The organism is Lactobacillus crispatus (genome assembly GCF_018987235.1).
Lineage (GTDB): Bacteria > Bacillota > Bacilli > Lactobacillales > Lactobacillaceae > Lactobacillus > Lactobacillus crispatus.
Genome location: NZ_CP072197.1, coordinates 227,434 through 251,808, shown reverse-complemented (window position 1 = coordinate 251,808; position 24,375 = coordinate 227,434). Strand labels below are relative to the sequence as shown.

The window sequence follows — 24,375 nt, the reverse complement described above, 5'->3', positions numbered from 1 at the left end:
AACTAAAATTTTTCTTTTCTCAAATATAAATGTTTTACCAAAGTTGTCAATAAAATATAAATTACTTCTAACAAAAGGACTACAGCCCAATAACTAAATGGTAATTGAGTTAACCCTAAACTTGGAGCAATACTAGATGAAGGCAACATAGTCCCTAAAATTGCCAAACCAAAAGTTACCAAAAAGACAATTGGCGTTGCATGTTGTTTAAGAAATGGGAAACGCTCATCTCTTAAAGTATGAATAATCATTACCCTAGTCCACAGAGATTCCACAAAAATTCCAGAATAGAACAAAGAAATGAAGACCCAGTGGTGGTAATTAGAGCCAACCAAGTAAGGACAAATTACGTAAAACATTAACGCCATCGCAATAAAGTCAACAATTGCCGGAATTGGACCAAAGTTTAAGACAAATTTTGGCCACATCCTGATTGACCACTTTTGGGGTTTTTTGACATAATTTTCTGAAACACTGTCAAAGGGGATAACTAAACAACTTAGACTAAAAAGCAAATTTAAAATTAGAACCTGCAATGGTAAAAGTGGCAAAAACGGCAACAGTAAGGAAGAAACAGCCATTGCGATAATACTGCCCATATTGGTAACCAAGAATGTTTTAATATACTTCATCGTATTAGAAAAGACTTTTCTGCCGACCATGATCATTTCTTCAAGCAGCTGCAAATCTTTTTGTTCAAATACAATATCAGCAGATTCTTTAGTGATATCAACCGAGCTATTCGAAGTTACCGTCACATCCGCCACTTTCATCGCTAAAGCGTCTTTATTGCCATCGCCCATATAACCGACAGTATGACCGTTGGTCTTCAATGCGTTAATAATCTTTACCCGCAGTTCTGGCGTCAAATGAACAAAAATATCACATTTTTCCACGATTTCTTTTAATTCTTCCGGACTGGCTTCATCGATCTGTTTTCCATCATAAACCGTATCGACGTTTAAACCCACCTGCAATGCGATCGCACGTGTAACTGCTTCGTTATCACCAGTAAAAATTTTCACGTCGACATTATCGTTCTTTAAATCCTCTAAGGCTTCCTTGGTAGTCTCTTTAGGCGGATCCAAGTATGCTAGATAGCCAATGATCGTCAAATCATGCTCATCTTTGGCAGAAAACTCACCTACTGGAGCAGGATTAAGCTTATAGCCGACAAGCAGGACTCGCAAGCCATCATCATTTAATTCATTGATCTGATTTAAAATTCTTTCTTTCCATTCAGAAGTTAAATCTTCAACTTTGCCGTTGAGTTCAACCTTATTAGAAATAGCCAGCATCCCTTCTGCTGCGCCTTTAGTTACTAATAAGTGCTGTCCATGGTGTTCATCATTATCAACGACCACAACGCTCATTCTTTTTCTAGTGTAGTCGAATGGAATTTCATCAATTTTGTTGTAGTCACGTTGAATTTCATTTACGTCTAATTCATCACCAGCGGCATCAATTACTGCCTTGTCAATTAAATCTTTGACCCCAGTTTGATAGTAAGCATTCAGATATGAAAATTTCAGAATCTGTGGCGTTTCTTGCATATCTAAATCGTAGTGGCGCTCTAACACAACTTGGTTTTGCGTTAAGGTGCCTGTTTTATCAATACAAAAAACATCGGTAGAACCTAAATTCTGAATTGCATTCATCTGCTTAACTACAGCACCACTTTTTGACATTTCCAGTGCGCCTTTAGTCAAATTAGAGTTAACAATAATCGGCAGCACCTCTGGTGTCAGGCCAACAGCCGCAGCTAAAGCAAAAATTAAGCTTTCTCCCCAATCGCCTTTAGTCAAGCCATTAATGACAAACAGTAGTGGGATGATAATTGCAGTAGCGACAATCAAGATCTTAGCTAGTTGTTTCATTTCACGATCAAACAATGTAGTTTTTACTTTTTTACGTGAAATGGCTTGGACTTCTTTACCAAAAACGGTGTGATTACCGATAGCAAAAACAATTCCGGTTCCAGAGCCAGACACAATCGTCGTCCCTTCATACAAGATGTTAGGATAGTTTAAATAATCATTGCTCATGCTCGGCTTAATTATTACATTCGCTACTTTTTCAGCTGGTTCAGGGTCACCATCTAAGTAACTTGATGAACAAAAGAGGTCCTTGCTAGTTAGCAATTTCATATCCGCTGGAATCATGTCGCCGGCCGATAAATTAATTACATCCCCAATCACTACTTCATCTGTGGGTAGCTCGACATTGTGTCCATCACGCCGAATATTCGTAGTAACCGATACCCGATTGAGCAACTGATCTGTTACTCTAGCAATCTTAATCTTTTGAATAAAATTAACCAGCACTGACACAATTAACATAATAACCATCACAATAATTGTGATTGAGTCACTATTGCCTTGTGGTATCAAAATATAACTGGTAAAAAGCGTTAGCAAAGTTAATACTAATAACACTACCGTAAATGGTGTCGCAACCGATTCCCAAAGCAAACGCCATTTAGAAGCATTGGTATTAGTGATAATCTCGTTTTGACCATATTCTTTACGGTTTTCTTCAGCCTTATTAGTCGAAAGCCCTTCAGCACTCGCCTGTAAACGCGCCAGCGTCTCGCTACGTGACTCACGCGCAATACGTTGAATACTCTGAATATCAATATTCGATCGCTTCTTGCTAGCTGCTTTTAACATCATTTGCTCCCTTCTTTAATTGGGACAAGCAAAACAAAAAAGCCACCTGTAATTTCTGCAGGTGACTTTTGCCAAACAAGGCTCTGTCATACTCGTCGTTCAGTTTTAACACTACGTGACGTAAGCACATGCTAGCTATCTGGATCTCGCCTTAAGTCGACGACACCTATTTAACCCGTTGGCATCTCTGGATGTTTCTGGGCGATAGCGTGTGTTCACGTAGGAGTCTCACCTAACAGTTTTTCGCTAATTATGTCTACAAAAAGTGTAAGGACAAAATGCAAATAAGTCAAGCCGACTATTTCTTAGAAATTGGATCACGATGACTAAATCTACGCAAGAAATAAGTAATTCCCGTAATTAAAAATGCCAGTGCCAGTGCGATTGGTAAAGCTACACTATGTGGACGCGCGACTTTATTTTGTTCTGCTTGCGTCAAATCATATTTATCAAGTGCATATTGATATTGTTGATCAACTCTAGTCGCACATGCCCGAAAGACGAAGCGAATTCCCTTGTTAAAAGTTGCATTATTTTGACTACGCAATTTATCTACTTCAGCACGCAAGATATTGCCCCGAGCGACCTCGGTGAAGGCACTATGCAAATCTTTAGTTGAATAAATTTGCACATTACGCTTTTTACCTTTCTGTCCTACCACAATAAAGACCGTTCGCTTAGAATGATCTAGCATCTTAGGTGTTAACTTATTCAGCCTTTTAACCGTTATAACGACAATTTGCGGTTGTTCTTTAGTCTGAAAATAGCGATTATTTTTTTCCGTAACCAAAGTGCGAGTTTCTTTATCTAAAATATGAGCATGATCTTCAATATTTGGCTGGACAAATCCTGTCGTTATTAAAAATACAGTTACTAGTCCCATTAACCAAATTAAATTAATTCTCGTCTTCTTCAAGTTTATGGGCCAAGCTTTCCACGTATTTGCGATTAATCTTAATCTGTTCATAAGGCACCTCGCTATCATGAAGTAGTTGCATCGCCAATGGATTATCGCGATAGTCAAAATAATAGTTAATTTTTTTCACGCCTGCCTGCAACAAGGATTTGCAGCAATTATAGCAAGGAAAATGTGTCACATAAATCTCAGTATTTTCTGTAGAAACACCAAACTTAGCACACTGAATGATCGCATTCATTTCTGAATGAATAGTTCTAACGCAGTGACCATCAACCATTTGATGACCCACATCGTCACAATGCGGTTGTCCTGAAACGGAACCATTATAACCAGTGCCAATAATCCGATTATCTTTTACTAAGACACTACCAACTAATGCGCGATTACAAGTAGAGCGTTGCGCAATTACTAGCGCCTGCATCATAAAATATTGTTTCCAAGGAATTCGATCGTGCATAACTTTACCTCAGCCTTATCTATTCTTGAAATAGTTCAAACCAATTGCGTCACGGACTTGTTCAAGTGTTGCATTAGCCACTTTATTAGCCTTTTTTGAACCTTCCAGAAGCATTTCATAAACCGCATCTTCATCTTGAGCAAACTTTTCGCGACGTTCACGAATTGGTGCAAGCTCTGCTTCAAGGACCTTGTTTAAGTAACGCTTAATCTTAACGTCACCTAAGCCACCCTTTTGGTATTCTGCCTTAAGTTCTGCCACCTTGTCCTTATCTGGATCGAAGACATCAAGATATGTAAAGACAGTGTTACCTTCAACCCTACCAGGGTCTTCAACGTGAATATGGTTAGGATCCGTGTACATTGACATAACTTTCTTTTGAACTGTCTTTGCATCATCAGCAAGATAAATCGCATTGCCAAGTGACTTCGACATCTTCGCATTACCATCAAGTCCTGGCAAACGTCCTTGACCTTTAGGTGGGAAATAACCTTTAGGTTCAACCAAAACATCACAATTATAAACACGGTTAAAAGTCCTAACGATTTCACGTGTTTGTTCCAACATTGGTTCCTGGTCATCTCCAACAGGAATAACGGTTGCTTTAAAAGCGGTGATATCAGCAGCTTGAGAAACTGGATAGTTTAAAAAGCCAATTGGAATAGAGTCTTTGAAATCTTTTTGCTTAATTTCTGTCTTAACAGTTGGATTTCTTTCAAGCCGAGCCACAGTTACTAAATCCATGTAGTAAGCAGTCAATTCAAATAGAGCAGGAATTTGTGATTGAACATAAATAGTTGATTTAGCTGGATCAATACCAACAGCTAAGTAATCTAAAGCTACTTGGATCAAACTATTGCGAATTTTTTCCGGATTACGAGCATTGTCGGTCAAAGCCTGTGTATCCGCAATCATAATATATGGATCATATTTACCTGAATTTTGTAATTTTACTCTATTCTTTAATGAACCGATATAGTGACCAATGTGCAGCTTACCAGTAGGACGGTCACCAGTTAATAAAATTTCTTTCGCCATCTTTTTGCTCTTTTCTAATTTTTAAGTTTATTTTTTTATTAATATTAATTGTTTAATTACCTAATTTTAACAAAAAATAGGCTATGATTAAACTAGCCCTAAAGAAAGGAAATGCGTATGTGCAACCAGTTTCGTTTACCTAATTTAAAACAAATTCAACAATATCTCAAAAGCGATCTTGACCTGCCCTTAGTTACACCAAATTTTGACATTCAAGCACAAGATATTTTTCCTAACCAAGTAGCACCTGTTTTGCTTTATCAAAATGGTCAATTGCAATTAAGCAACAAAAAATGGGGCTATCCAAGTCCCGTTGATCCAAAAAAGCCTTTATTTAACGCTAGAATTGAGCGATTTTATGATTCAGCGCCTTCAATGTGGGACAAATCCTTTGCCAAGCAACGTTGCTTAATCTTAACCGAAAAATTCTTTGAATACGCTAAAACTACCCATATTGCTGAAAACGGTCGTAAATACCATGATCGCTACGCCTTCCGCACTAATCAACCACTTACCTTAATTGCAGGTATTTATGATCAGGATTATTTTTCAATGGTTACTACCGTGCCTAACAAAGATATGGCGCCAATCCATAATAGAATGCCTCTAGTTGTTATGCCCAACGAACTACGCCGCTGGCTTTTTCAAAATTTTACCAGCTTAATTGATCGTAAAAGTGTTGATCTTCAAATAGAAAAAATGCTAAAATAAAAATATATTGCGGGTATAGTTAAATGGTAGAACGACAGCTTCCCAAGCTGTAGATGCGGGTTCGATTCACGCTATCCGCTTTTTTTATACAAAAATAAGGATGAGAATTTTTCTCATCCTTTTGTTTTTAAATCATAATCACTGTAAGTACGCCACTAACTACAGCTAAGTAAATTGGCATCAATAATGTTTGTGTGTACATATAGCTCCAAGCAAACACCATGCCATAAATTGCATCAATAATAAAGAGTACTACTGAATTTTGAAAGTTCAGTAAGCTATAAATCAGACCTGAAACAATGATTCCCATAATTGCAACTTGCTTAGTATTTCGCCGAAAAGCATAATTGAACAAAAAGCCAGTCGCCAAAAATTCTTGTAGGATTGGTAATACAATTCCTTGGACAACGATTAAAAACCAAAACATGTTAACTGATTCACTTTTGGCATATATCAATTGGAAATCATAATGACTAATCCTGCCATATGATTGTAAGTATGAAATCGAAATCTGTGTAACTGTAATCACTAATGTTAATAGAACAACAGTTGACAAACTGCCCAACCATGGAAGTTTAAAATCACGGGCAAAAAAGCGTTGCTCTCGATTGAAACGATAAACATAAAACAACAGAATCATGGCTGCAACTAAGCCGAATAAAATCAAATCCCAAATATGAACCGGAGATTTTCTAGTAACTAGCTTTACTACTGCAAACACAGCGACATAGCCAGCTAAATAAACGGCATAGCGGATCACATTACCCTCTCTTGATTGTGGCGTATTCAAATTCTTCACTCCTACTCTGAATTGTATCCTACAAAACCCATATTATACCAGAAAAAGACAGTTTATTATAGTTCTCAACTTATTTAACTTCCACAATCGTTACTTGATATTCACCTGCTGGTGCCGCCACCGTTGCTGTTGTACCAGCCTCCTTTTTCATGATTGCTTGACCCAATGGAGAATCAAAAGAAACCTTGCCAGCAGCAAGATCCGCTTCCATTCGCCCAACTACTTTGTATTCTTCTGTTTCATCATCGTCATCAAACTTAAGCACAACGGTCTTTCCTAGATCAACCTTACCATCATCTTCAGTTTTAACAATTTCGGCATACTTTAATTGTTTGCCTAGGTAACGCAGACGACTTTGTAAGTGACCTAGATCACGTTTTGCTTCAGTATATTCAGTATTTTCCGAAAGATCACCTAAAGCTCGTGCAGCCTGCAAAATTTTAATTCTACGTGGCCGATCTTTTTTTAATCGAGCAATTTCATCCTCAATTTGTTGATAGCCTTCTGGAGTCATTTTCTGAAAATATACCATTTCTATTTCACAAACTTTCTTTATTTTTCTATACGTAATAATTATCCACAATCTCAGAATGTTATTGTAGCAGCGTTATCAGTCTAAAATTAGCACTATATATTTTTGAGTGCTAATTTGTGTCATTTCTATAAAAAGCGACTACAATAAACAGTGTAAGGAGAAAAGAGATCAAGAAATGAGTTGATCTTTTCCTTATATTCTAATTAAGCAAATACAAAAATGAAAGGAAGTTTTATTTATGGCAAACAATATGATGAATCGGCGCAACGACATGATGGATGCAATGAATGATTGGTTTGGTTTTCCAAGAAACTTCTTTGACGATAATGAAATTGAAAACATTATGCAATCTGATGTTGCAGAAACTGATAAGGACTATCTAGTTAAGATTGACATGCCTGGCATGGATAAGCAGGATATCAACGTTAACTATAATGACGGTACGTTAAATGTCAGCGGCACAAGAAAATCATTTAAGGACACTAGCGATAAAAATAGAAATATCATTCATAAGGAAAGAAGTGAGGGCAGTATTTCTAGAAGCTATAGATTACCAAATGTAGTTGCAAGTGAGATTCATGCAAAGTATGATAATGGTGTATTGACCATCACTTTGCCTAAGGAAACTGCCGGCGATGATGGCAATTCTATAAAAATTGATTAATTTATTAGGTTTATGCAAGAGGTCTAATAAGTTAACGGATTAATAATTCTCTACAAGCGAGTTCTAATTGAACCCGCTTGTATTTTGCTTTAAAATAGAGTTAGTTTAGAAAAAAATTATAAAATTAAAAAGGAGATTTTTTATGGCTCATGAATTAACTGTGCAAGAACTAGAAAAGTTCTCTGCCGAATTTAATAAAAAACCTGAAAATAAAGTCGTTGCTCGTGCAGCTCAACGCAGTGGTGTGCTTGAAGCATCTTATAACGACCGTGTTCAAGGACAATTAACCAGAGTATTCTCAACCGAACTTGACACCAACAACGTTACTAATCAAAAGCATTCAGGTCGTTGCTGGTTGTTTGCGACTTTGAACGTTTTGCGCCACGCTTTTGGTAAGAAATATAAGGCTAAGGACTTCACCTTCTCACAAGCTTACAACTTTTTCTGGGACAAGATTGAACGTGCCAACATGTTCTACAACAGAATCTTAGACAGTGCTGATATGCCACTTGATTCACGTCAAGTTAAGGCTGACTTAGACTTTGCTGGTAGTGATGGTGGACAATTCCAAATGGCTGCCGCTTTAGTTGAAAAATATGGTGTTGTTCCTTCATATGCTATGCCAGAAACTTTTAACACCAACGATACAACTGGTTTTGCTACTGCTTTGGGCGATAAGTTAAAGAAGGATGCTTTAGTATTGCGCCACTTGAAGCAATACGGCAAAGATGATGAAATTAAAAAGGTTCGCGAAAAATTTTTAAGCGAAGTTTACCAAATGACTGCTATCGCAGTAGGTGAACCACCTAAGACTTTCGATCTTGAATATCGTGATGATGATAAGAAATATCATTTAGAAAAGAACCTTACTCCACTTGAATTCTTGCATAAGTACATGGGCGATGTCGATTTTGATGACTATGTTGTTTTAACCAATGCTCCAGACCATGACTATAACAAGCTTTATGGTCTACCATCTGAAGACAACATCGAAGGTTCACTGAGAATTAAGCTTTTGAATGTACCAATGGAATATTTGTCCAGCGCTGCTATCGCTCAATTAAAAGACGGCGAAGCTGTTTGGTTTGGTAACGATGTTTTACGTCAAATGGACCGTAAGACTGGTTACCTTGACACTAATTTGTACAAGTTAGATGACTTATTCGGCGTTGACCTTAAAATGTCTAAAGCAGACAGATTAAAGACCGGCGTCGGTCAAGTGTCACATGCCATGACTTTAGTTGGTGTTGATGAAGACAACGGCGAAGTTCGTCAATGGAAAGTTGAGAACTCATGGGGCGATAAATCTGGTGTTAAAGGCTTCTACGTCATGAATAATGAATGGTTTAAGGACTATGTTTACGAAGTTGTAGTCCACAAGAAGTACTTAACTGAAAACCAAAAGAAGCTCGCTGAAGGTCCAATCACTGACCTACCAGCATGGGATTCATTAGCTTAACGAGCAATGATCATATAAAAAGGCGATCCATATCGGATCGCCTTTTTAGCATAAATATAATATTAATATAGAGAGTTGCATTAGATTTGGTATCTAATTTTCGTAGCTTGCCGCTACTTCTTCGTAATGCTTGACTTCATCGTCAGAGCAGCGTACGAAGTGTCCTGGACGAATTTCATGCATTGAGCGTTGCTTTCCGTCCATTTCTTCTTTTTGAGCGTCATAAGGAATCCTTGTCCGGCTCCGCTCAACTTCTGGATCAGGAATTGGCACTGCAGAAATCAAACTCTTCGTGTAATCATGAAGTGGTCGATCATAGACGTCATCGGCTGGACCTACTTCCAGTAGTTTACCGTAGTGCATTACACCAATTCGGTCAGAAATAAACTTAACCATTGATAAATCGTGGGCAATGAACAAGTAAGTTAAACCACGCTTTTTCTGTAATTCAATCATCAAGTTAACTACTTGAGCTTGAATTGATACGTCTAGAGCTGAAATAGGTTCGTCTGCAACAATAAATTTGGGCTCTACGGCTAAGGCGCGAGCAATCCCGATTCTTTGACGCTGACCACCTGAGAATTCATGTGGAAAACGGCTAGCATGACTTGCATTTAAGCCAACAGTTTCCAATAATTCCTCTACTCTCTCAGTTCGTTCATCTTTATTTTTAACCAAATGGTGAATATCTAATCCTTCAGCAATAATGTCCTCAACAGTCATTCTAGGATTAAGTGAAGCATAAGGATCTTGAAAGATCATTTGTGCATCCCGTGTAAAAGCTAGTTTGTCTGCACGACTTTTTAAATCTGCTACATTTTTGCCTTCAAAAATCACTTCGCCACTAGTTGGCTTATACAATTGCAAAATTGAGCGCCCAGTAGTTGTCTTACCAGAACCAGATTCACCTACCAAGCCGAAAGTTTCACCTTCATAGATATTAAAGCTTACATCGTCAACAGCCTTGGTGACATTACGACCATTTTTAAAGTATTGTTTTAGATGTTTTACTTCCAAAATTTTCTTTTTTTCTGGCATAAAAATCTCCTTTACCGCGACTAGTTAACCTCTGGCAGTTTATCTTCTTGTTTCATCAAGTTATATTTTTTCCAGCGACGTGTAATTTCAGCTGGTGGTTCCACTTTAGGTGCATCTGGTGCTAAAAGCCAGGTTGCAGCATAGTGAGTATCAGTTACCTTGAAAAATGGTGGCTTTCTTTCCACATCAATCTTCATGGCATACTTATTTCTTGGTGCAAAAGGATCACCCTTAGGCGGATCAAGCAAGTTAGGAGGCGTACCTGGAATCGACTCCAAAGTATCACTGTTTAAAGTAGGCATTGAATTGATTAAGCCCCAAGTATATGGATGCCGTGGATCATAAAAAATTTCATCAACACCACCGAATTCTAAGAATTCACCAGCGTACATTACAGCTACTCTATCTGCCATACCGGCCACCACGCCCAAGTCGTGCGTAATGAAAATAATTGAGGTCTTAACCCGCTTTTGCAAGTCTTTCATCAAGTCCAAGATTTCAGCTTGGACAGTCACGTCTAGAGCTGTAGTTGGTTCATCAGCCAGCAAAATCTCTGGCTCACAAATTAAAGCAATCGCAATTACGATTCTTTGTCTCATCCCACCTGAAAACTGGTGAGGATATTGATTAATTCGTTCTTCTGCATTTGGGATTCCCACGGCCTTCATCATTTCCAAGGCTTTAGCCCAAGCTTCTTTCTTAGAGGCACCCTTATGTTTGATTAATGGCTCCGCAATTTGCTGCCCAATCTTCATAGTTGGGTCAAGCGAAGTCATAGGATCTTGGAAAATCATTGAAATTTCATTCCCACGAATTTTTTGCATTTCTTTTTCAGATAACTCTAACAAATTTTTGCCGTGGAAATCAATCTCGCCGCCCTCAATCTGAGCATTTCGTGCTAACAGACCGATAATACTTCTGGTAGTAACCGACTTACCTGAACCTGATTCTCCTACAATTGCGAGCGTCTCTCCCTTATTTAGGTGAAAGGAAACGTTACGAATAGCTTTAACCTCACCAGCATAAGTGTGGAAATCAATTTTTAAATTTTTAACATCTAAAACTCTTTCTTCTGGCATTTAGGTTAATCCTTTCTATCTTTGTCCCCGTGGATCGAAGGCATCACGCAAACCATCACCTAATAAGTTAAAGGCAATCATCAACACACACAATACGATTGCTGGATACCACATCTGATATGGCAAGAATTGAAAATTCTTTTGTCCTTCGTTCAAAAGTACACCTAGTGAAGTTTCTGGGGCTGAAATACCGATTCCGATGAAACTTAAGAAGGCTTCGAAGAAGATAGCAGTTGGAATAGTATACATCGTTTGAATAATGATGATACTTGAAAGGTTAGGCACTAAGTGTTTCCAAGCAATTTTCCAAGGTGATTCACCTAATGATCTAGCTGCCAAAACATATTCTTCATTCTTCAAACTCAACGTTTCAGCCCGGACCTGCCGCGCCATTGTCGTCCAACTTGAAATAGCAATTGCCAAGATAATTGACTTAATACCTGGTTTTAATACCACCAACATCAAAACTACAATGATCAAATTGGGTACGGAGGAAATAATTTCGATTATCCGCTGCATCACGTTATCGACTCCCCCGCCTTTCCAGCCGGACACTATTCCGTACGCGACTCCGATAGTTAAATCGAAGAAGGCAGCCACTAAAGCAACAATTAATGAAATTTTAGTACCATAGATGATTCTCTGCCCCAAAGATCTGCCTAAATAATCGGTACCTGCGATGAAGTACTTATCTTTAGGCACACCATTTTGAGCATAAGCATCAACCCACTTGCCATTTTGTTTAATCTTACCGTTCAAACCATTAATTGCGCTCATTCCTGGCACTTTAGCAGGTAAGTTAGCATATTGTGGGTGCGATTTAACTAAAGTAGATTTATTGATGAATGGGGTTGAACCAAAAGCTACTACAATCATCAAAATAACAATAATTGCAGAAATAATAGCTGCTTTTCTCTGCTTGAAGCGAAGCCAAACATTTTGTGCAAACGATAAAGATGGACCTGCAATGTTTTCGTTATCCTGTGCTTCATCTTTTGGTAAGGGTTCAAAGGCATCTGCAGGAAGGTTTAATTTTTCTTCAGTCATATTGTCTTCTAGGCCTCGCTTTCATCTAATCTAATTCTTGGATCAATTAATCCATAAACAATATCAGTAATCAACAGAATTACTACTAATCCAATACAGTAAACCATCGTAATTCCCATGATTGTTGGATAGTCGTTAGTCAAAATCGACTTAACAAATTGTTCACCAATCCCAGGAACGTTAAAGATATTTTCAATAACCATTGAACCAGTCATCAAGGCTACAGCATAAGGACCAATCAGAGTTACTAATGGAATCATTGAATTACGCATTGCATGTTTTCTAATGACTTCCATTCTACTTAAGCCCTTGGCCTTACCTAACTCAATATAGTCACTACTTAAGGTATCAACCATACTGGTTCGGATAAACCGAGCTGTTTCCGCAAATGGTCCAACTGCCAAAGCAATCGTTGGCATAATCGTTTGAGAAAATTGCCCCCAACCAGCAATTGGGAACCAGCCTAACTTTAAACCGATGTAGTATTGCAAAAGCACTGCTAAAACAAAGTTAGGAACTGATTTACCCAAAATAGAAATTACAGTAGCAGTTGAGTCAACCCAAGTACCCTGTCTCATAGCAGCAATTGCCCCAGCGATTACACCAAGGACAACTCCCAAAATTAATGCTTGTAAACCTAATTGTACTGACGCACCCAAACGCGCCCCAATTAATGAAGCTACCGGTTGGTTACTATATTGGAAGGATGTCCCAAAATCACCGTGAAGCATCCCCGCAATATAAATCAAATATTGTTGCCAGATAGGTTTATTTAAACCATACTGTTGATCCATAATTTGCCGCTGAGTTAGCGTCATCTTTGCTTCATTAGCATAAGGTGAACCCGGCATCAATTTCATTAAGAAAAAAGTTACCGTAGCCACGATAAGCAAAGTGAGGATCATATAAAATATACGTTTTAATAGGTATCTAGCCATATTAATTGCTCCCTCATTTTATTTTATGCTTTCATTTACTTTTTAATGTTGTTTTAATTATACCAAAAGAAATAAATATATCTAGTGAAAATGTCCAAAAATTAAAAAAATAAGAGAGAAATTTTGCTTTCTCTCTTATTTTTAACTTTTATTATATCTATTTTGCTTTACTTATAGTTTGGAGCAGCTTTGGTCATTTGAACATCATGTGGATGTGACTCACGTAAACCTGCATTAGTAATTTGAACAAATTGAGCTTTATCAATTAATTCCGGAATATTTGCAGCACCACAATATCCCATACCTGAACGTAATCCGCCATCAATTTGAAAGACTACATCAGAAACATCGCCCTTATATTCTACTCGAGCTTCAACGCCTTCTGGAACAAGTTTATTAGCTTCGTTTACGCCACCTTGGAAGTAACGGTCACTTGAACCGTGTGCTTGGGCCATCGCACCAACAGACCCCATTCCGCGATAGCGCTTATACTTCTTGCCATTATCTTCAAAAATTTCGCCAGGTGCTTCAGTAGTACCTGATAGCATTGAGCCAAGCATGACAGCATTGCCACCCGCTGCTAAAGCTTTAACAACATCACCTGAATATTTAATTCCACCATCTGCAATGATTGGCTTGTGATATTCACGTGCAGCTGTAGCAGCATCATAAATAGCCGTGATTTGTGGCACACCAACACCAGCAACAACTCTCGTAGTACAAATTGATCCAGGGCCAATACCAACTTTGACGACATCAACACCAGCATCAAACAGTGCTCTAGTTGCATCCCCAGTCGCAACATTACCAGCAATCAAAGTTGCTTCTGGAAAATGATCGCGGATTTCTTTGATCTTGCGCAATACCCCAGCTGAGTGACCATGAGCAGTATCGATAACGATCGCATCAGCACCAGCTTCAAGCAATGCTTCTGCTCTTTCAAAAGTATCACTGGTTACACCAACTGCTGCAGCACAGAGCAGATGGTTTTGATCATCAGTTGCGGCCTTTGCAGCACTAGTTGGCACAACTACGCTCTTTACGTTGGCTACTTCACCAGCTTGCGCTTGAATTGACATATTCTTGTGCACAACGCCTAGCCCACCTTGGAGAGCCATTGCAATTGCCATTGCACCTTCAGTTACAGTATCCATCCCTGCACTGATCAATGGAATATTTAATTTAATGTTGTCCGCCAAAGTCGTACTCAAATCAACTTCGTTTGGCAAAACATGACTTTCTGCTGGAATTAATAAAACATCATCAAACGTTAAACCTTTTTTAGCGAATTTTGTATCCCAATTTGACATTTAAGCTCTCCTTTTCTCATTCAAAAAATTATTAGTTTTACTTTACTAGCCTAACTTGCTTTTTTCAAGCAAAAATCAAAAAGCAGACCGATTTTTTCGGTCTACTTTTTAATTACATAGAGGAGTTGTTTATTGTTATAAGTTCTATTATTTAGATATTTAGGATTTTAGTCTACTTTTCAACATAAGCATATTTGAAGTTATAGTTAGCTCCAGCACCATTATATACAACGCCCTTGACAGTTGGACGAACCATCCAAGCTTCTGCTGGCTGGTAAAGTGGTACTACACCTTGCTCAGTTAGCAAAACACGTTCAGCTTTAGCTAAATCTTCAAAACGAGTATTTTCGTTTCCAGTAGTTTTAGAAGCTGCTACATACTTATCATATTCCTTATTAGCCCACTTACCCCAGTTGTATGAAGCATTTGAGGTGTTCAAGTCAAGGAATGAGATTGGATCAGTAAAGTCAGCTTGCCAACCCATCAGTAAAGCATCAAAGTTACCATTTTGACCACGAACTAAGGCAGTCTTTTTAGGTAAACTATTTACTCTGACATTAACGCCTTTCAAGTTTGACTCAATAGTACTTTGCAAGTATTCACCTGCTTTTTTGGCATCATCATCGTCATAGGTTAGCAAAGTGAAGTTAACCTTGTTCTTGCCTAAAGCTTTTTGTGCCTTTTTCCAATAACTTTTAGCTAAAGTAGGGTTATATGTCATTAACTTATCAGTTTCAGCAGTTTTGACTAATTCAGTATAATCTTTGCCATTTACTTCAGTCATACTATTTGGTGAAAAGGTAGTGACTGGCTTGTTAGCACCACCTACAGCTGAAGCTAATGCTTTACGATTAACTGATAATGAAAGTGCACGGCGGAAGTCAGTATTTTGGAAAAGCTTGTTCTTTTCGTTTAATTGTAAATATTGTGTTGAAGAAGCTGGTCTAATTGTATAACCACTCTGGTTCTTCAATTGTTTTGTAGCTTGTGGTGCCAATAATGCTACATCTAATTTTCCAGATTGATACAAGTTGTAGTCGGTTGATGGTGTCTTTTGCACGCTGTAATTAATCTTGCTTAGTTTTACCTTGCTCTTGTCCCAGTAGTCCTTATTCTTAACTAGCTTCCAAGACAAGTTTGAACCGGTCCAGCCTTTTGAGACAAATGGTCCGTTATAAACCATTGTTTTAGATGAGGTACCATAGTTTTTGCCATATTTTTCAACAGCATGTTCATTTTGTGGGAAGAAAACTCCGAAGCCCATCAATAACTTAAAGTATGGAATTCTTCTATCCAAAGTAACGGTTAAATGTTGGTTATCATCTGCTTTAACACCGAGTGTTTCAACCTTCTTCTTTCCTGCCACAACATCATCTGCATTCTTTACTCCTGAGAAAAGATAAGCATATTGTGAGGCAGTCTTTGGATCAACAGTCCTACGCCATGAATAGACGAAATCTTTAGCAGTAACTGGATCACCGTTAGACCAATTGGCATTCTTTCTCAAAGTAAAATGCCACACTTTACCATCTTTTGAAACTTCAGTCTTGGTTGCTAAAGCATTTTCTACCTTAGAATTTTTACCTAAACGATAGAGTCCTTCCATCGAATTATTAATTTGATCTAAACTAGTTGCATCAGTCACCTTGGACAAATCTAAAGTTTGTAATTCTGATTTAGTCATCCAATTCAAGGTTTGCTTGGTACCAGATGTCGAACTTTTATTTGAACAGGCTGCCAAAGTTGCAGCTGATACGACGGTTAATAAACTTGCACTAAAATACTTTTTCCACTTTTTCATTTTGATCCTCATTCTTTTTTATTACAAAAAGGAGCAACCTTCACATGGTTGCTCCTTCTATCTATTCATCAAATCATAGCTAGACTATTATTACGCAATTACAAGTGAAGAGAGATTATTTTTATGTCTTGTTTGTAAAATAATAATTGCTGAAATAATAATCATTACTATGTCCTCCTAATTTTTAATTAATTTGCTACATAAGTATTCTTGAAGTTGTAGTTCAAGCCAGCGCCATTGTAGACAATGCCCTTAATGTCTGGACGAACTAACCAAGCTTCAGTCTTGTAGTAAAGTGGGGCGATTCCTTCATCGCTAAGTAAGATCTTTTCTGCTTTTTCAAGGTCATCCCAACGCTTAGTTGTATCTGCTGTAGTCTTAGAATCAGCGATCAACTTGTCGTATTGGGAGTTACTCCACTTACCGTTATTTTGTGCATTCTTGCTAGTAAACAAGTCAACGAATGAAATTGGATCGGCAAAGTCAGCTGACCAACCTGAAACAACAACATCGAAGTTACCACTAGTTGAACGGTTCAAACGAGTCTTGAATGGTACGTTAGCTACTGAAACCTTCATACCCTTCAAGTTTTCTTCTAATTGACTTTGAAGTGTTTCAGTCGTCTTTTGACCTGAATCAGTATCATCAGACAGGATTGTAAATGAAACGTTCTTAACGCCTAATTCCTTCAAAGCCTTCTTGTAAAGTTTCTTAGCTTCAGTTGGGTTATATGCGGCGTTCTTCTTATCACCAACAACTTCTGACCAGTCCTTACCATCATGGTTAACTACACCCTTTGAAGTTAAACTGGTTGCTGGGGTATTAGCACCACCTAAAGCACTTCCCAGTGCCTTTCTATTGATTGACATTGAGATTGCTCTACGCAAGTCAGCATTTTGGAAAATCTTCTTCTTTTGGTTAAATTGCAAATAGAAGGTTGCTGCAGTATCACGCAAAGTGTAACCCTTTTGATGTTTTAAGTTCTTAGTTTGTTGTGAATCTAAAATAGTAGCATCAAGCTTATTTGATTGGTACAAGTTGTAAGCTGTTGATGGTGTCTTTTGCACGCTGTAATTAATAGCATCAAGCTTAACATTCTTCTTGTCCCAGTAATTCTTGTTTTTCACAAGCTTCCAAGAAAGGTTAGAACCAGTCCAGCCCTTTTGTACAAAAGGTCCGTTGAAGGCTGTAGTCTTAGATGAAGTACCATACTTAGAGCCATTAGCTTCAACTACCTTTTGGTTTTGTGGGAAGAACAATGGGAATCCCATCAATAATTTAAAGTATGGAATTCGTTTGTCCAAAGTAACAACTAATTTATTATCGCCTTCAGCTTTTACTCCCAAACTATTAACTGGTGCCTTACCTGCAGAAATTTGAGTGGCATTATGAATTCCTTCGAAGAGGTAAGCATATTGTGAAGCCGTCTTTGGATTAACGGTTCTGCGCCATGAGTAAACAAAGTCTTTAGCCGTTAACTTATCACCATTAGACCACTTAGAATCACGCAAGGTGAAAGTCCAGGTCTTACCATCTTTTGAAACCTTGGTATCTGTTGCCAAAGCATTCTCAACTTTAGAATTCTTACCTAAACGGTATAAACCTTCTTCAACGTTACCCAATTGGTTAAAACTGGTAACGTCTGTTGCCTTAGAAATGTCCATCGTTGGAATTTCAGCCGAATCCATCCAATTAATTGTTTTCTTAGCTGATGAACTTGACGAATTAGAATTACTACCACATGCTGCCAGCGTTGAACCGGCAATTAAAACGGTTGCTCCTGCAGCAAATAATTTGGTAAACTTCATACATATTGCTCCTCTCATTTATGAGAAAAATAATAGAACTCTTTAAGTTGTTTATAAGTATAGCTAAATATTTTTTGCTTTGCAAGTTTTTTTTAATATTATTTTTAATTTATTTAAAAAATAAGCCTCAATGCTGATGTATCAAGGCTTATTCAAAATTAAATTATTCTAAACATTCCATTCTTGCATAAATTCACGTACAAAGTCGCGCATGTATGCAGTTCGTCTTTCCGCTTCTTTTTTAGCAGCAGGAGTATTCATTAAATCTTCTAAATGAAAAAGTTTCTCATAAAAGTGGTTGATTGTGGTTTCGACATGGTTACGATATTGATCATGACTAGTTAAAACGGCTGGCTTAATCTCTGGATCGTAAATCTTATTGCCATGTTTACCACCATACGTAAAGGCACGGGCAATTCCAATCGCACCCAAACTTTCTAGACGATCAGCATCTTGCACATATTGTCCAGATAAAGGCAAATGATAGTGATGCTCAATATTAGCTGAAAATGACATGTGTTGAATGGTGAATAAAATATCCCATGCCTCTAGTTCATTAAACCCTACTTGCGGCAATAACTCTTCAATTTCATCAATCACCTTTTGTGGGTCAGCACAGATTTTTTCATCAATCGTGTCATGCAAATAACCTGCTGTTTTAATAATAGCAACTACCCGGCTATCTTCATGAGCATCAGCATGATCTACTAAATACATTTGACTAGCCAAATTAGCTACACGTTCGCCATGATAAAAATCATGACCCGTTTTTTCATTCTTTAAGTGTGTTTGAGTAAAATCGATAACTTGTTTAATTTCCATTATGCCATTGAGTCCCATGCTTCTACCGGCGTTGCTTTGCCTTCCCAAATCTTAACCAGTTTTTCCGGTACATATTGTTTTTTAACAACTACTTTGAAGAGATATTCATCAAACCAGTTATCATCCATCACAAAGTAGCCTTTTTCACCGACCTTGCTTCCCCATGAGTTTTCAATTTTCCATTGACGTGGCTTTCCATTAACAACATCCACACCAACCATCGTCATGGCATGAGTTGAACCCGAAGCACCAGTTTCCAGTCTCTCTTTTTTGCTTAACTTAGTTTCAATATTAAAAATAGTATCAGTTTGATAGAGGTTATGAGCTAAAATTCCCTTTTGACGATCGCTATCTTTACCTACATCACAACCAAACCAAAAAGTTTCGCCTGCTTCAAGTTGCTTAATCGCAGCTTCTTTAAGATTTTCAATTTTAGTGTTTAAGAAATGAACTGGACTTCCGCCCTCTACATTGTCTTCAAATGGCAAAGCATACAGCTTATCAAATTCATGATCTGGTGCATTGAACAAAACAATATAGTCATCCAAGTCATCAGTAAAGTAGTCGTGAAAGAAATCAAGTGGAGTAAGATCACCATCAAAATGATACTTACCTTCATCATCCTTAAACTCAAGGTCAAATTTTTGTACTGGTTGACCGAAAGCAATTACTGCCATACGGTAAACCTCACTCAAAAATTCTTGACGTTTAGCTTCAATTTCATCATTTTTACCTGCTTGAGCTAACTTACGCAACACAAGTCCATCTTCTCGCAACTTATTATTCAAAATACGATTGAAGAAAGCAGTATTGTTGGCAGTGAAACTTTCATCTTGAGCATAGGTTGGCACTAAGCCGTACTTCCTAATCAAAGAAACAGCCATAGCCCATTGGCCACCATCAGTATCAGGTCCCTGCATATAAGTATGCACTGTTCTGTCACTAAGTGGACGATCTGCGGTATTCAAAATATTATCAAAGAAAATATTTGCTCGTTCAATTCGATCCCAGAAGAATAAATAATTTTGTGAAAAAGTAAAGTTTTTAGCATTATACTTCTTAGCAAAACCATGACGCAATGTATTCAAGGCCGCAAATAGCCAGCAGCGACCCGATTGCTTTTGATCAGTAACATTATCAGTTGGGATTTCAATTGAAAAAGTGCGGTTCAATTTCCTAACCTTTTCTGAATCCAAACTAGCCTTAGCCACACCATTATTAACAACAGCCAATTCCGCAACCCGATTTTGTGGTTTTTGCTCATATTCTTTTTGAAATTTAGCAATTTCATTCATTGTAAGTTCATGCTTCATAAAATTTTTCCTTTCTTGCCCAAAACAACAACTAAGCCGCTTCCCAGGTTTGAACTGGGGACCTCCTCCTTACCACGGCGGTGCTCTACCTATTGAGCTAAAGCGGCGTCTTCATTGTACCAAAAAAGGCGAAGACATTCATTTGAACATCCTCGTCCTTATTTATTCTCTCCAAGTATTTTTAGAAAATAAGTATTCAAAACGGTTATTAAATTTGCTTTTATTTAGTTCTTAACGACGTCTTTAATATTCAACCATTGACTCTTGTTGATTCTGACAATCTTCTTTTTATTAACTTTCTTAACGTCTTTTACGGTATAAGTAGAACCCATTGCAACTTTTTTGCTAGTTTTTTCAGCATTTTTATTGTAAACAGCTACTTTTTGATTTTTGGTGTCTTTAATAACAACAAAGATCTTATCACCCTTTTTAATAGCAGGATTGGTTGGAGCTTGTGTTGCAGTACCCAATTTAGGAGCAGCAAATGAAGTAGCTTGAGCAATAGGAGTAAGAACACAGCCTAAACTCAAACCGATTACCAAACTTGAAATAATCTTAATAGCTTTTTTAGATTCTAACATTTTAATAACCTCTTTCTATTTACTTACTTTCTCTTTACACTATTACTATAACACTGTTTGATTATAAGTAAAGTAGATAGTGGTGCTTTTCACATATTTTTATTAAAAGTCAGTTTTTTAATCAGGTGCTTTGCATCAGCATTTGCAAAAGGTATACGCAGCTATTTTATGTTGGTATTGCACTTGAAGCAGTAAATCGTATAGTAATAATGTGAATTTGTGAATAACTTAATAAATAGATTGTAGCAATTGATTTTAGAAAATAAAATAACAATTTAAGAAGTAAAATATTATTTTACACAAATCATTATCTTTTACAAATATTAGTTGGTAGTAAATATCTCCGATTATTAGCTAAAAAAATAGAGGAAAAAATCCCTCTATTTTTATATATAAAATGTTAAAATTATATATTTAATTATTTAATTGTAACTAAAGTATACTTTCTCTTTCCTTTACGAATAATAACGTACTTACCATCAAAGTCACTTGATGGATCAACTTCGAAATCAGTACTTTGCTCACGATCGCCATTAACATAAATGGCACCATTCTTTACATCTTCACGAGCTTGACGTTTAGAAGGTTCAATCTTAGTGTCAACTAAGAAATCAACAATATTCTTCTTTTCATTGCCAGCTTCCGCACTTGGAGCATTCTTCAAACCTTGTTCAATTTGAGCAACTGATAAGTTCTTGATATTGCCCGAGAACAAGGCATCAGTAATCATTTTAGCTTCTTCAAGACCTGCTTCGCCATGAACAAACTTGGTAACTTCTTCAGCTAGCTTCTTTTGTGCAGCACGTTTCCAAGGTTCTTTCTCAGTCTTTTCAGCTAAATCTTCGATTTCTTCACGGCTAAGGAAAGTGAAGTACTTCAAGTATTTAACCACATCACGGTCATCTTGATTAATCCAGAATTGGTAAAATTCATAAGGACTAGTCTTTTCTGGATCAAGCCAAACAGCACCACCAGCAGATTTACCAAACTTAGTACCATCAGACTTAAGCATCAATGGAATAGTTAAACCAAAGGCTGGACGATCTGCGCCTTCAAGCTTATGGATCAAATCAATACCAGCAGTAATGTTGCCCCATTGATCACTACCACCAATTTGAAGTTGAACACCATCATCTTTATTCAAGTGGTAGAAGTCAATTGCTTGCAAAATTTGATAAGTAAATTCAGTAAATGAAATACCATTTTCAAGACGGCTAGCTACAACATCCTTGTTAATCATATTGTTAACTTGGAAGAACTTGCCATAATCACGCAAGAAGTCGATCAAGTTAAGCTTGCTTAGCCATTCAGCATTGTTTCTAATTTCAAAATTTTCAGTACCAAATAACTTCTTCATTTGATTAGTTAAGCTTTCTTCATTGTGCTTAACTTGTTCTGCAGTTTGTAAAGTACGTTCAGTCTTACGGCCTGATGGGTCACCAATCGCACCAGTACCACCACCAATTAAAATTACTGGATGGTAGCCCGCCATTTGGAATCTCTTCAAGATCATGAATGGAATAAGGTGTCCAATGTGAAGGGAATCACCAGTTGGGTCAGTACCACAGTACAATGCCAAATCGTCATGTTCTGCTAAGTACTTTCTCAAACCTTCCTCATCAGTTTCTTGATTAATGGCACCACGCCATTTTAAATCTTCCAAAATATCAAATTTTGCCATAGTTTTTCCTCCAATAAAAAACGTCCCCTGGTCAAAAGACCAAGGGACGACTAAATTACATTATTAGCCGTGGTACCACCCACGTTTGCGCTGCTGCGCCTTATTCAAGCCGGTAAAGGAGCAACCCTATTAAGTACTTCGCTGAAATCGGCCTGTCTAGCTCACACCAACCGCTAGTTCTCTGAACGCTGAGCCGACTCGCTACTCATTTGTTAGTTATGATATTAACGAGAAAAATAGTTTTAGTCAACCGCTATTTTACAAAAATTGTTTTAATTGCGGACCATGGACCAGTTTTTTCACCATTCAATGCTTGCAATTTCACTTCATAATTTCTATTTCTAGTAATACCAGTAATCGCGTTAGTAGCCTGATCAGTTACTTCATAGTACCACTTATTTGTACCTTTTTGGCGGTAGGCAATGCGATAACTTTGTGCACTAGCAATTTTATTCCAAGCCACATGAATGTTGTGATAAGTACTGTCAGCTTTAGCAGTGGTTAAATCAACTGCACCTGGTGTTGCATCTGAAGGTGCATAGTAAGTGTGTTCTACTGAATTACTCCAAGCACCAAAATAATTATCTTTTTCCGGATTGCCGTAACGAATGTAATCAGGATTGCTTACACCGCGAGCTACAAAATAGTAGCTTTGACCATTAACTAATTTTTTACCAATTGAAACTGGGATTTTACGATCATTTTTGTCTATGTAACGTGTAGCAGGTGCAGTACTTACTTCTGTAGTATTGCTACTAGAAGTGAATGGAGCTGCCTTTGAGCCTTTTTCACGCCATGCAAGTTCATAAGTCTTCGCATGACGTGCATCCCTTAAGTTAGCAACCACACCATCCTTAGTGTTTTGTAAAGATTCTATCTCAGTATCTGCCGGTACCACACGCGTATCAGGAACAGCCGTTAATTGAAAATTATAAAGTCCACGAGTATTTACACTAAAAGTATAATTTCCTTTAGACAAGTACCAGCTTTGACTAGCAATCTTATTGCCATTAATTTCGAAACTCTCTGGGTAAAGCATCGTACTACCGCCAACTGGATTATTTTCACTGAACATGATTACATTCATCTTGCTGAAAATGTTACCTTTTCCAAGCTGATAAATCGGATTATTGATCATCCTCATCGTAACCATTTGAGGTGAGTCAATAGTAAAGGTGTAGTAGTCGACACTATCGTAATCGTACATTTCACCCATTGCTTTAATATCTTGACCAATTTCAATCTTTCTAGCTTTAAGACTACTGTTGTCATTATTCTTCTTTGTTTCAACGTAAGTTTCTAAATTCTTACGGATCTTAGTTAAACGAGTATAAGTAGTCTTCACACTAATATTCTTTGAACTAGTTAAATAATATGTGCCTTTACGCAGATAATACGTATTTTTGTCCTTACCATAAGGAATACAGGTCCATTCCATACTATTTTTTAAAGTAACATTGCCATTAGTAACTAATCTACCAGCTGCGGGTAAATGGAGTTTATAAATCTTTCCCTTAGCTACATAGTTACGCCTATTAATATTAAAACTGGTAGTGTTCTTAGGATTATATGTCCCAGCTTGAACAGTTGTTGCAGAAGATCCAAATAGTGCAGCACCGGCTAGTGCCATTGTTATTATCTTTTTCATTCTAATCACCTTTAAATCAGCTAATTATCAGTTATTCCTCTTAGCCCTTATTTTATCA

Annotated in this window: 21 protein-coding genes, 2 tRNA genes and 1 riboswitch; of the genes, 4 read left to right on the top strand and 19 right to left on the bottom strand. The window is 37.4% G+C overall.

From position 1 onward, the window contains the following. Window positions 1-2: 2 nt before the first annotated feature. The 4 genes from mgtA to trpS all read right to left on the bottom strand — a co-directional run bounded on the left by mgtA (window position 3) and on the right by trpS (window position 5,083). A complete protein-coding gene (mgtA, locus tag J6L97_RS01220; RefSeq protein WP_057726210.1) occupies window positions 3-2,669 on the bottom strand; it encodes a magnesium-translocating P-type ATPase in 2,667 nt (888 codons plus the stop codon). Window positions 2,670-2,752: 83 nt separating this feature from the next. Then, window positions 2,753-2,916, bottom strand: a riboswitch (M-box (ykoK) riboswitch). Window positions 2,917-2,967: 51 nt separating this feature from the next. Continuing rightward, a complete protein-coding gene (locus tag J6L97_RS01215; RefSeq protein ID WP_023488465.1) occupies window positions 2,968-3,552 on the bottom strand; it encodes a TPM domain-containing protein in 585 nt (194 codons plus the stop codon). A 13-nt stretch (window positions 3,553-3,565) separates the two neighbouring features. Then, window positions 3,566-4,045 (bottom strand): ComE operon protein 2, encoded by a 480-nt coding sequence (locus tag J6L97_RS01210; protein WP_057726212.1) that lies wholly within the window; start codon window positions 4,043-4,045, stop codon window positions 3,566-3,568. A 15-nt stretch (window positions 4,046-4,060) separates the two neighbouring features. Next, window positions 4,061-5,083: a tryptophan--tRNA ligase gene (trpS, locus tag J6L97_RS01205; protein WP_057726215.1), complete on the bottom strand. Its 1,023-nt coding sequence runs from the start codon at window positions 5,081-5,083 to the stop codon at window positions 4,061-4,063. Window positions 5,084-5,200: 117 nt separating this feature from the next. On the opposite strand from trpS, the gene J6L97_RS01200 reads away from it, so the two are divergent. Beyond that, window positions 5,201-5,794, top strand: coding sequence for an SOS response-associated peptidase (locus J6L97_RS01200; RefSeq protein WP_057726217.1), 594 nt, complete (start codon window positions 5,201-5,203; stop codon window positions 5,792-5,794). Window positions 5,795-5,803: 9 nt separating this feature from the next. Continuing rightward, window positions 5,804-5,874: transfer RNA gene (locus J6L97_RS01195), tRNA-Gly, on the top strand. 47 nt (window positions 5,875-5,921) lie between these two features. Here the strand turns inward: J6L97_RS01195 and J6L97_RS01190 are convergent. Both J6L97_RS01190 and greA read right to left on the bottom strand, forming a co-directional pair. Further along, window positions 5,922-6,584, bottom strand: coding sequence for a CPBP family intramembrane glutamic endopeptidase (locus J6L97_RS01190; protein ID WP_005725384.1), 663 nt, complete (start codon window positions 6,582-6,584; stop codon window positions 5,922-5,924). Window positions 6,585-6,663: 79 nt separating this feature from the next. Next, the gene (gene greA, locus J6L97_RS01185; protein ID WP_057726218.1) at window positions 6,664-7,125 is read right to left on the bottom strand and encodes a transcription elongation factor GreA; all 462 of its coding nucleotides are present in this window, start codon (window positions 7,123-7,125) and stop codon (window positions 6,664-6,666) included. A gap of 241 nt (window positions 7,126-7,366) precedes the next feature. Here greA and J6L97_RS01180 point away from each other — a divergent pair, with 241 nt between their 5' ends. Further along, window positions 7,367-7,792: an Hsp20/alpha crystallin family protein gene (locus J6L97_RS01180; RefSeq protein ID WP_054832673.1), complete on the top strand. Its 426-nt coding sequence runs from the start codon at window positions 7,367-7,369 to the stop codon at window positions 7,790-7,792. Between the two features lie 142 nt (window positions 7,793-7,934). Next, a complete protein-coding gene (locus J6L97_RS01175; RefSeq protein WP_057726219.1) occupies window positions 7,935-9,251 on the top strand; it encodes a C1 family peptidase in 1,317 nt (438 codons plus the stop codon). Between the two features lie 93 nt (window positions 9,252-9,344). On the opposite strand, the gene J6L97_RS01170 is transcribed toward J6L97_RS01175, so the two are convergent. The 13 genes from J6L97_RS01170 to J6L97_RS01110 form a co-directional block, all read right to left on the bottom strand. Continuing rightward, on the bottom strand, window positions 9,345-10,289 hold the full coding sequence (locus J6L97_RS01170; protein WP_005718459.1) for an ABC transporter ATP-binding protein: 945 nt from the start codon (window positions 10,287-10,289) through the stop codon (window positions 9,345-9,347). Window positions 10,290-10,309: 20 nt separating this feature from the next. Then, entirely contained in the window at window positions 10,310-11,368 is a 1,059-nt protein-coding gene (locus tag J6L97_RS01165; protein ID WP_057726220.1) for an ABC transporter ATP-binding protein, read from the bottom strand. Window positions 11,369-11,383: 15 nt separating this feature from the next. After that, window positions 11,384-12,415 (bottom strand): ABC transporter permease, encoded by a 1,032-nt coding sequence (locus tag J6L97_RS01160; protein WP_005729325.1) that lies wholly within the window; start codon window positions 12,413-12,415, stop codon window positions 11,384-11,386. 8 nt (window positions 12,416-12,423) lie between these two features. Next, the gene (gene opp3b, locus J6L97_RS01155; RefSeq protein WP_005718454.1) at window positions 12,424-13,353 is read right to left on the bottom strand and encodes an oligopeptide ABC transporter permease; all 930 of its coding nucleotides are present in this window, start codon (window positions 13,351-13,353) and stop codon (window positions 12,424-12,426) included. Between the two features lie 167 nt (window positions 13,354-13,520). Beyond that, entirely contained in the window at window positions 13,521-14,663 is a 1,143-nt protein-coding gene (guaB, locus tag J6L97_RS01150) for an IMP dehydrogenase (RefSeq protein WP_005725391.1), read from the bottom strand. A 172-nt stretch (window positions 14,664-14,835) separates the two neighbouring features. Beyond that, on the bottom strand, window positions 14,836-16,464 hold the full coding sequence (locus J6L97_RS01145) for a peptide ABC transporter substrate-binding protein (RefSeq protein ID WP_057726223.1): 1,629 nt from the start codon (window positions 16,462-16,464) through the stop codon (window positions 14,836-14,838). Window positions 16,465-16,652: 188 nt separating this feature from the next. Beyond that, the gene (locus J6L97_RS01140; RefSeq protein ID WP_005724070.1) at window positions 16,653-18,272 is read right to left on the bottom strand and encodes a peptide ABC transporter substrate-binding protein; all 1,620 of its coding nucleotides are present in this window, start codon (window positions 18,270-18,272) and stop codon (window positions 16,653-16,655) included. Window positions 18,273-18,440: 168 nt separating this feature from the next. After that, entirely contained in the window at window positions 18,441-19,094 is a 654-nt protein-coding gene (locus J6L97_RS01135) for an HD domain-containing protein (RefSeq protein ID WP_023488458.1), read from the bottom strand. Further along, on the bottom strand, window positions 19,094-20,407 hold the full coding sequence (locus tag J6L97_RS01130) for a C1 family peptidase (RefSeq protein ID WP_013085743.1): 1,314 nt from the start codon (window positions 20,405-20,407) through the stop codon (window positions 19,094-19,096). Before J6L97_RS01130 ends, J6L97_RS01135 begins: the two co-directional genes overlap by 1 nt. A 34-nt stretch (window positions 20,408-20,441) precedes the next feature. Then, window positions 20,442-20,514 (bottom strand) — tRNA-Thr (locus J6L97_RS01125). Between the two features lie 117 nt (window positions 20,515-20,631). After that, complete coding sequence (locus J6L97_RS01120) at window positions 20,632-20,988, bottom strand: hypothetical protein (RefSeq protein ID WP_057726225.1); 357 nt, start codon at window positions 20,986-20,988, stop codon at window positions 20,632-20,634. 418 nt (window positions 20,989-21,406) lie between these two features. Further along, on the bottom strand, window positions 21,407-22,669 hold the full coding sequence (gene tyrS, locus J6L97_RS01115) for a tyrosine--tRNA ligase (protein WP_057726227.1): 1,263 nt from the start codon (window positions 22,667-22,669) through the stop codon (window positions 21,407-21,409). A gap of 253 nt (window positions 22,670-22,922) precedes the next feature. Next, window positions 22,923-24,317: a fibronectin type III domain-containing protein gene (locus tag J6L97_RS01110; RefSeq protein WP_057726229.1), complete on the bottom strand. Its 1,395-nt coding sequence runs from the start codon at window positions 24,315-24,317 to the stop codon at window positions 22,923-22,925. Between the last annotated feature and the right edge of the window lie 58 nt (window positions 24,318-24,375).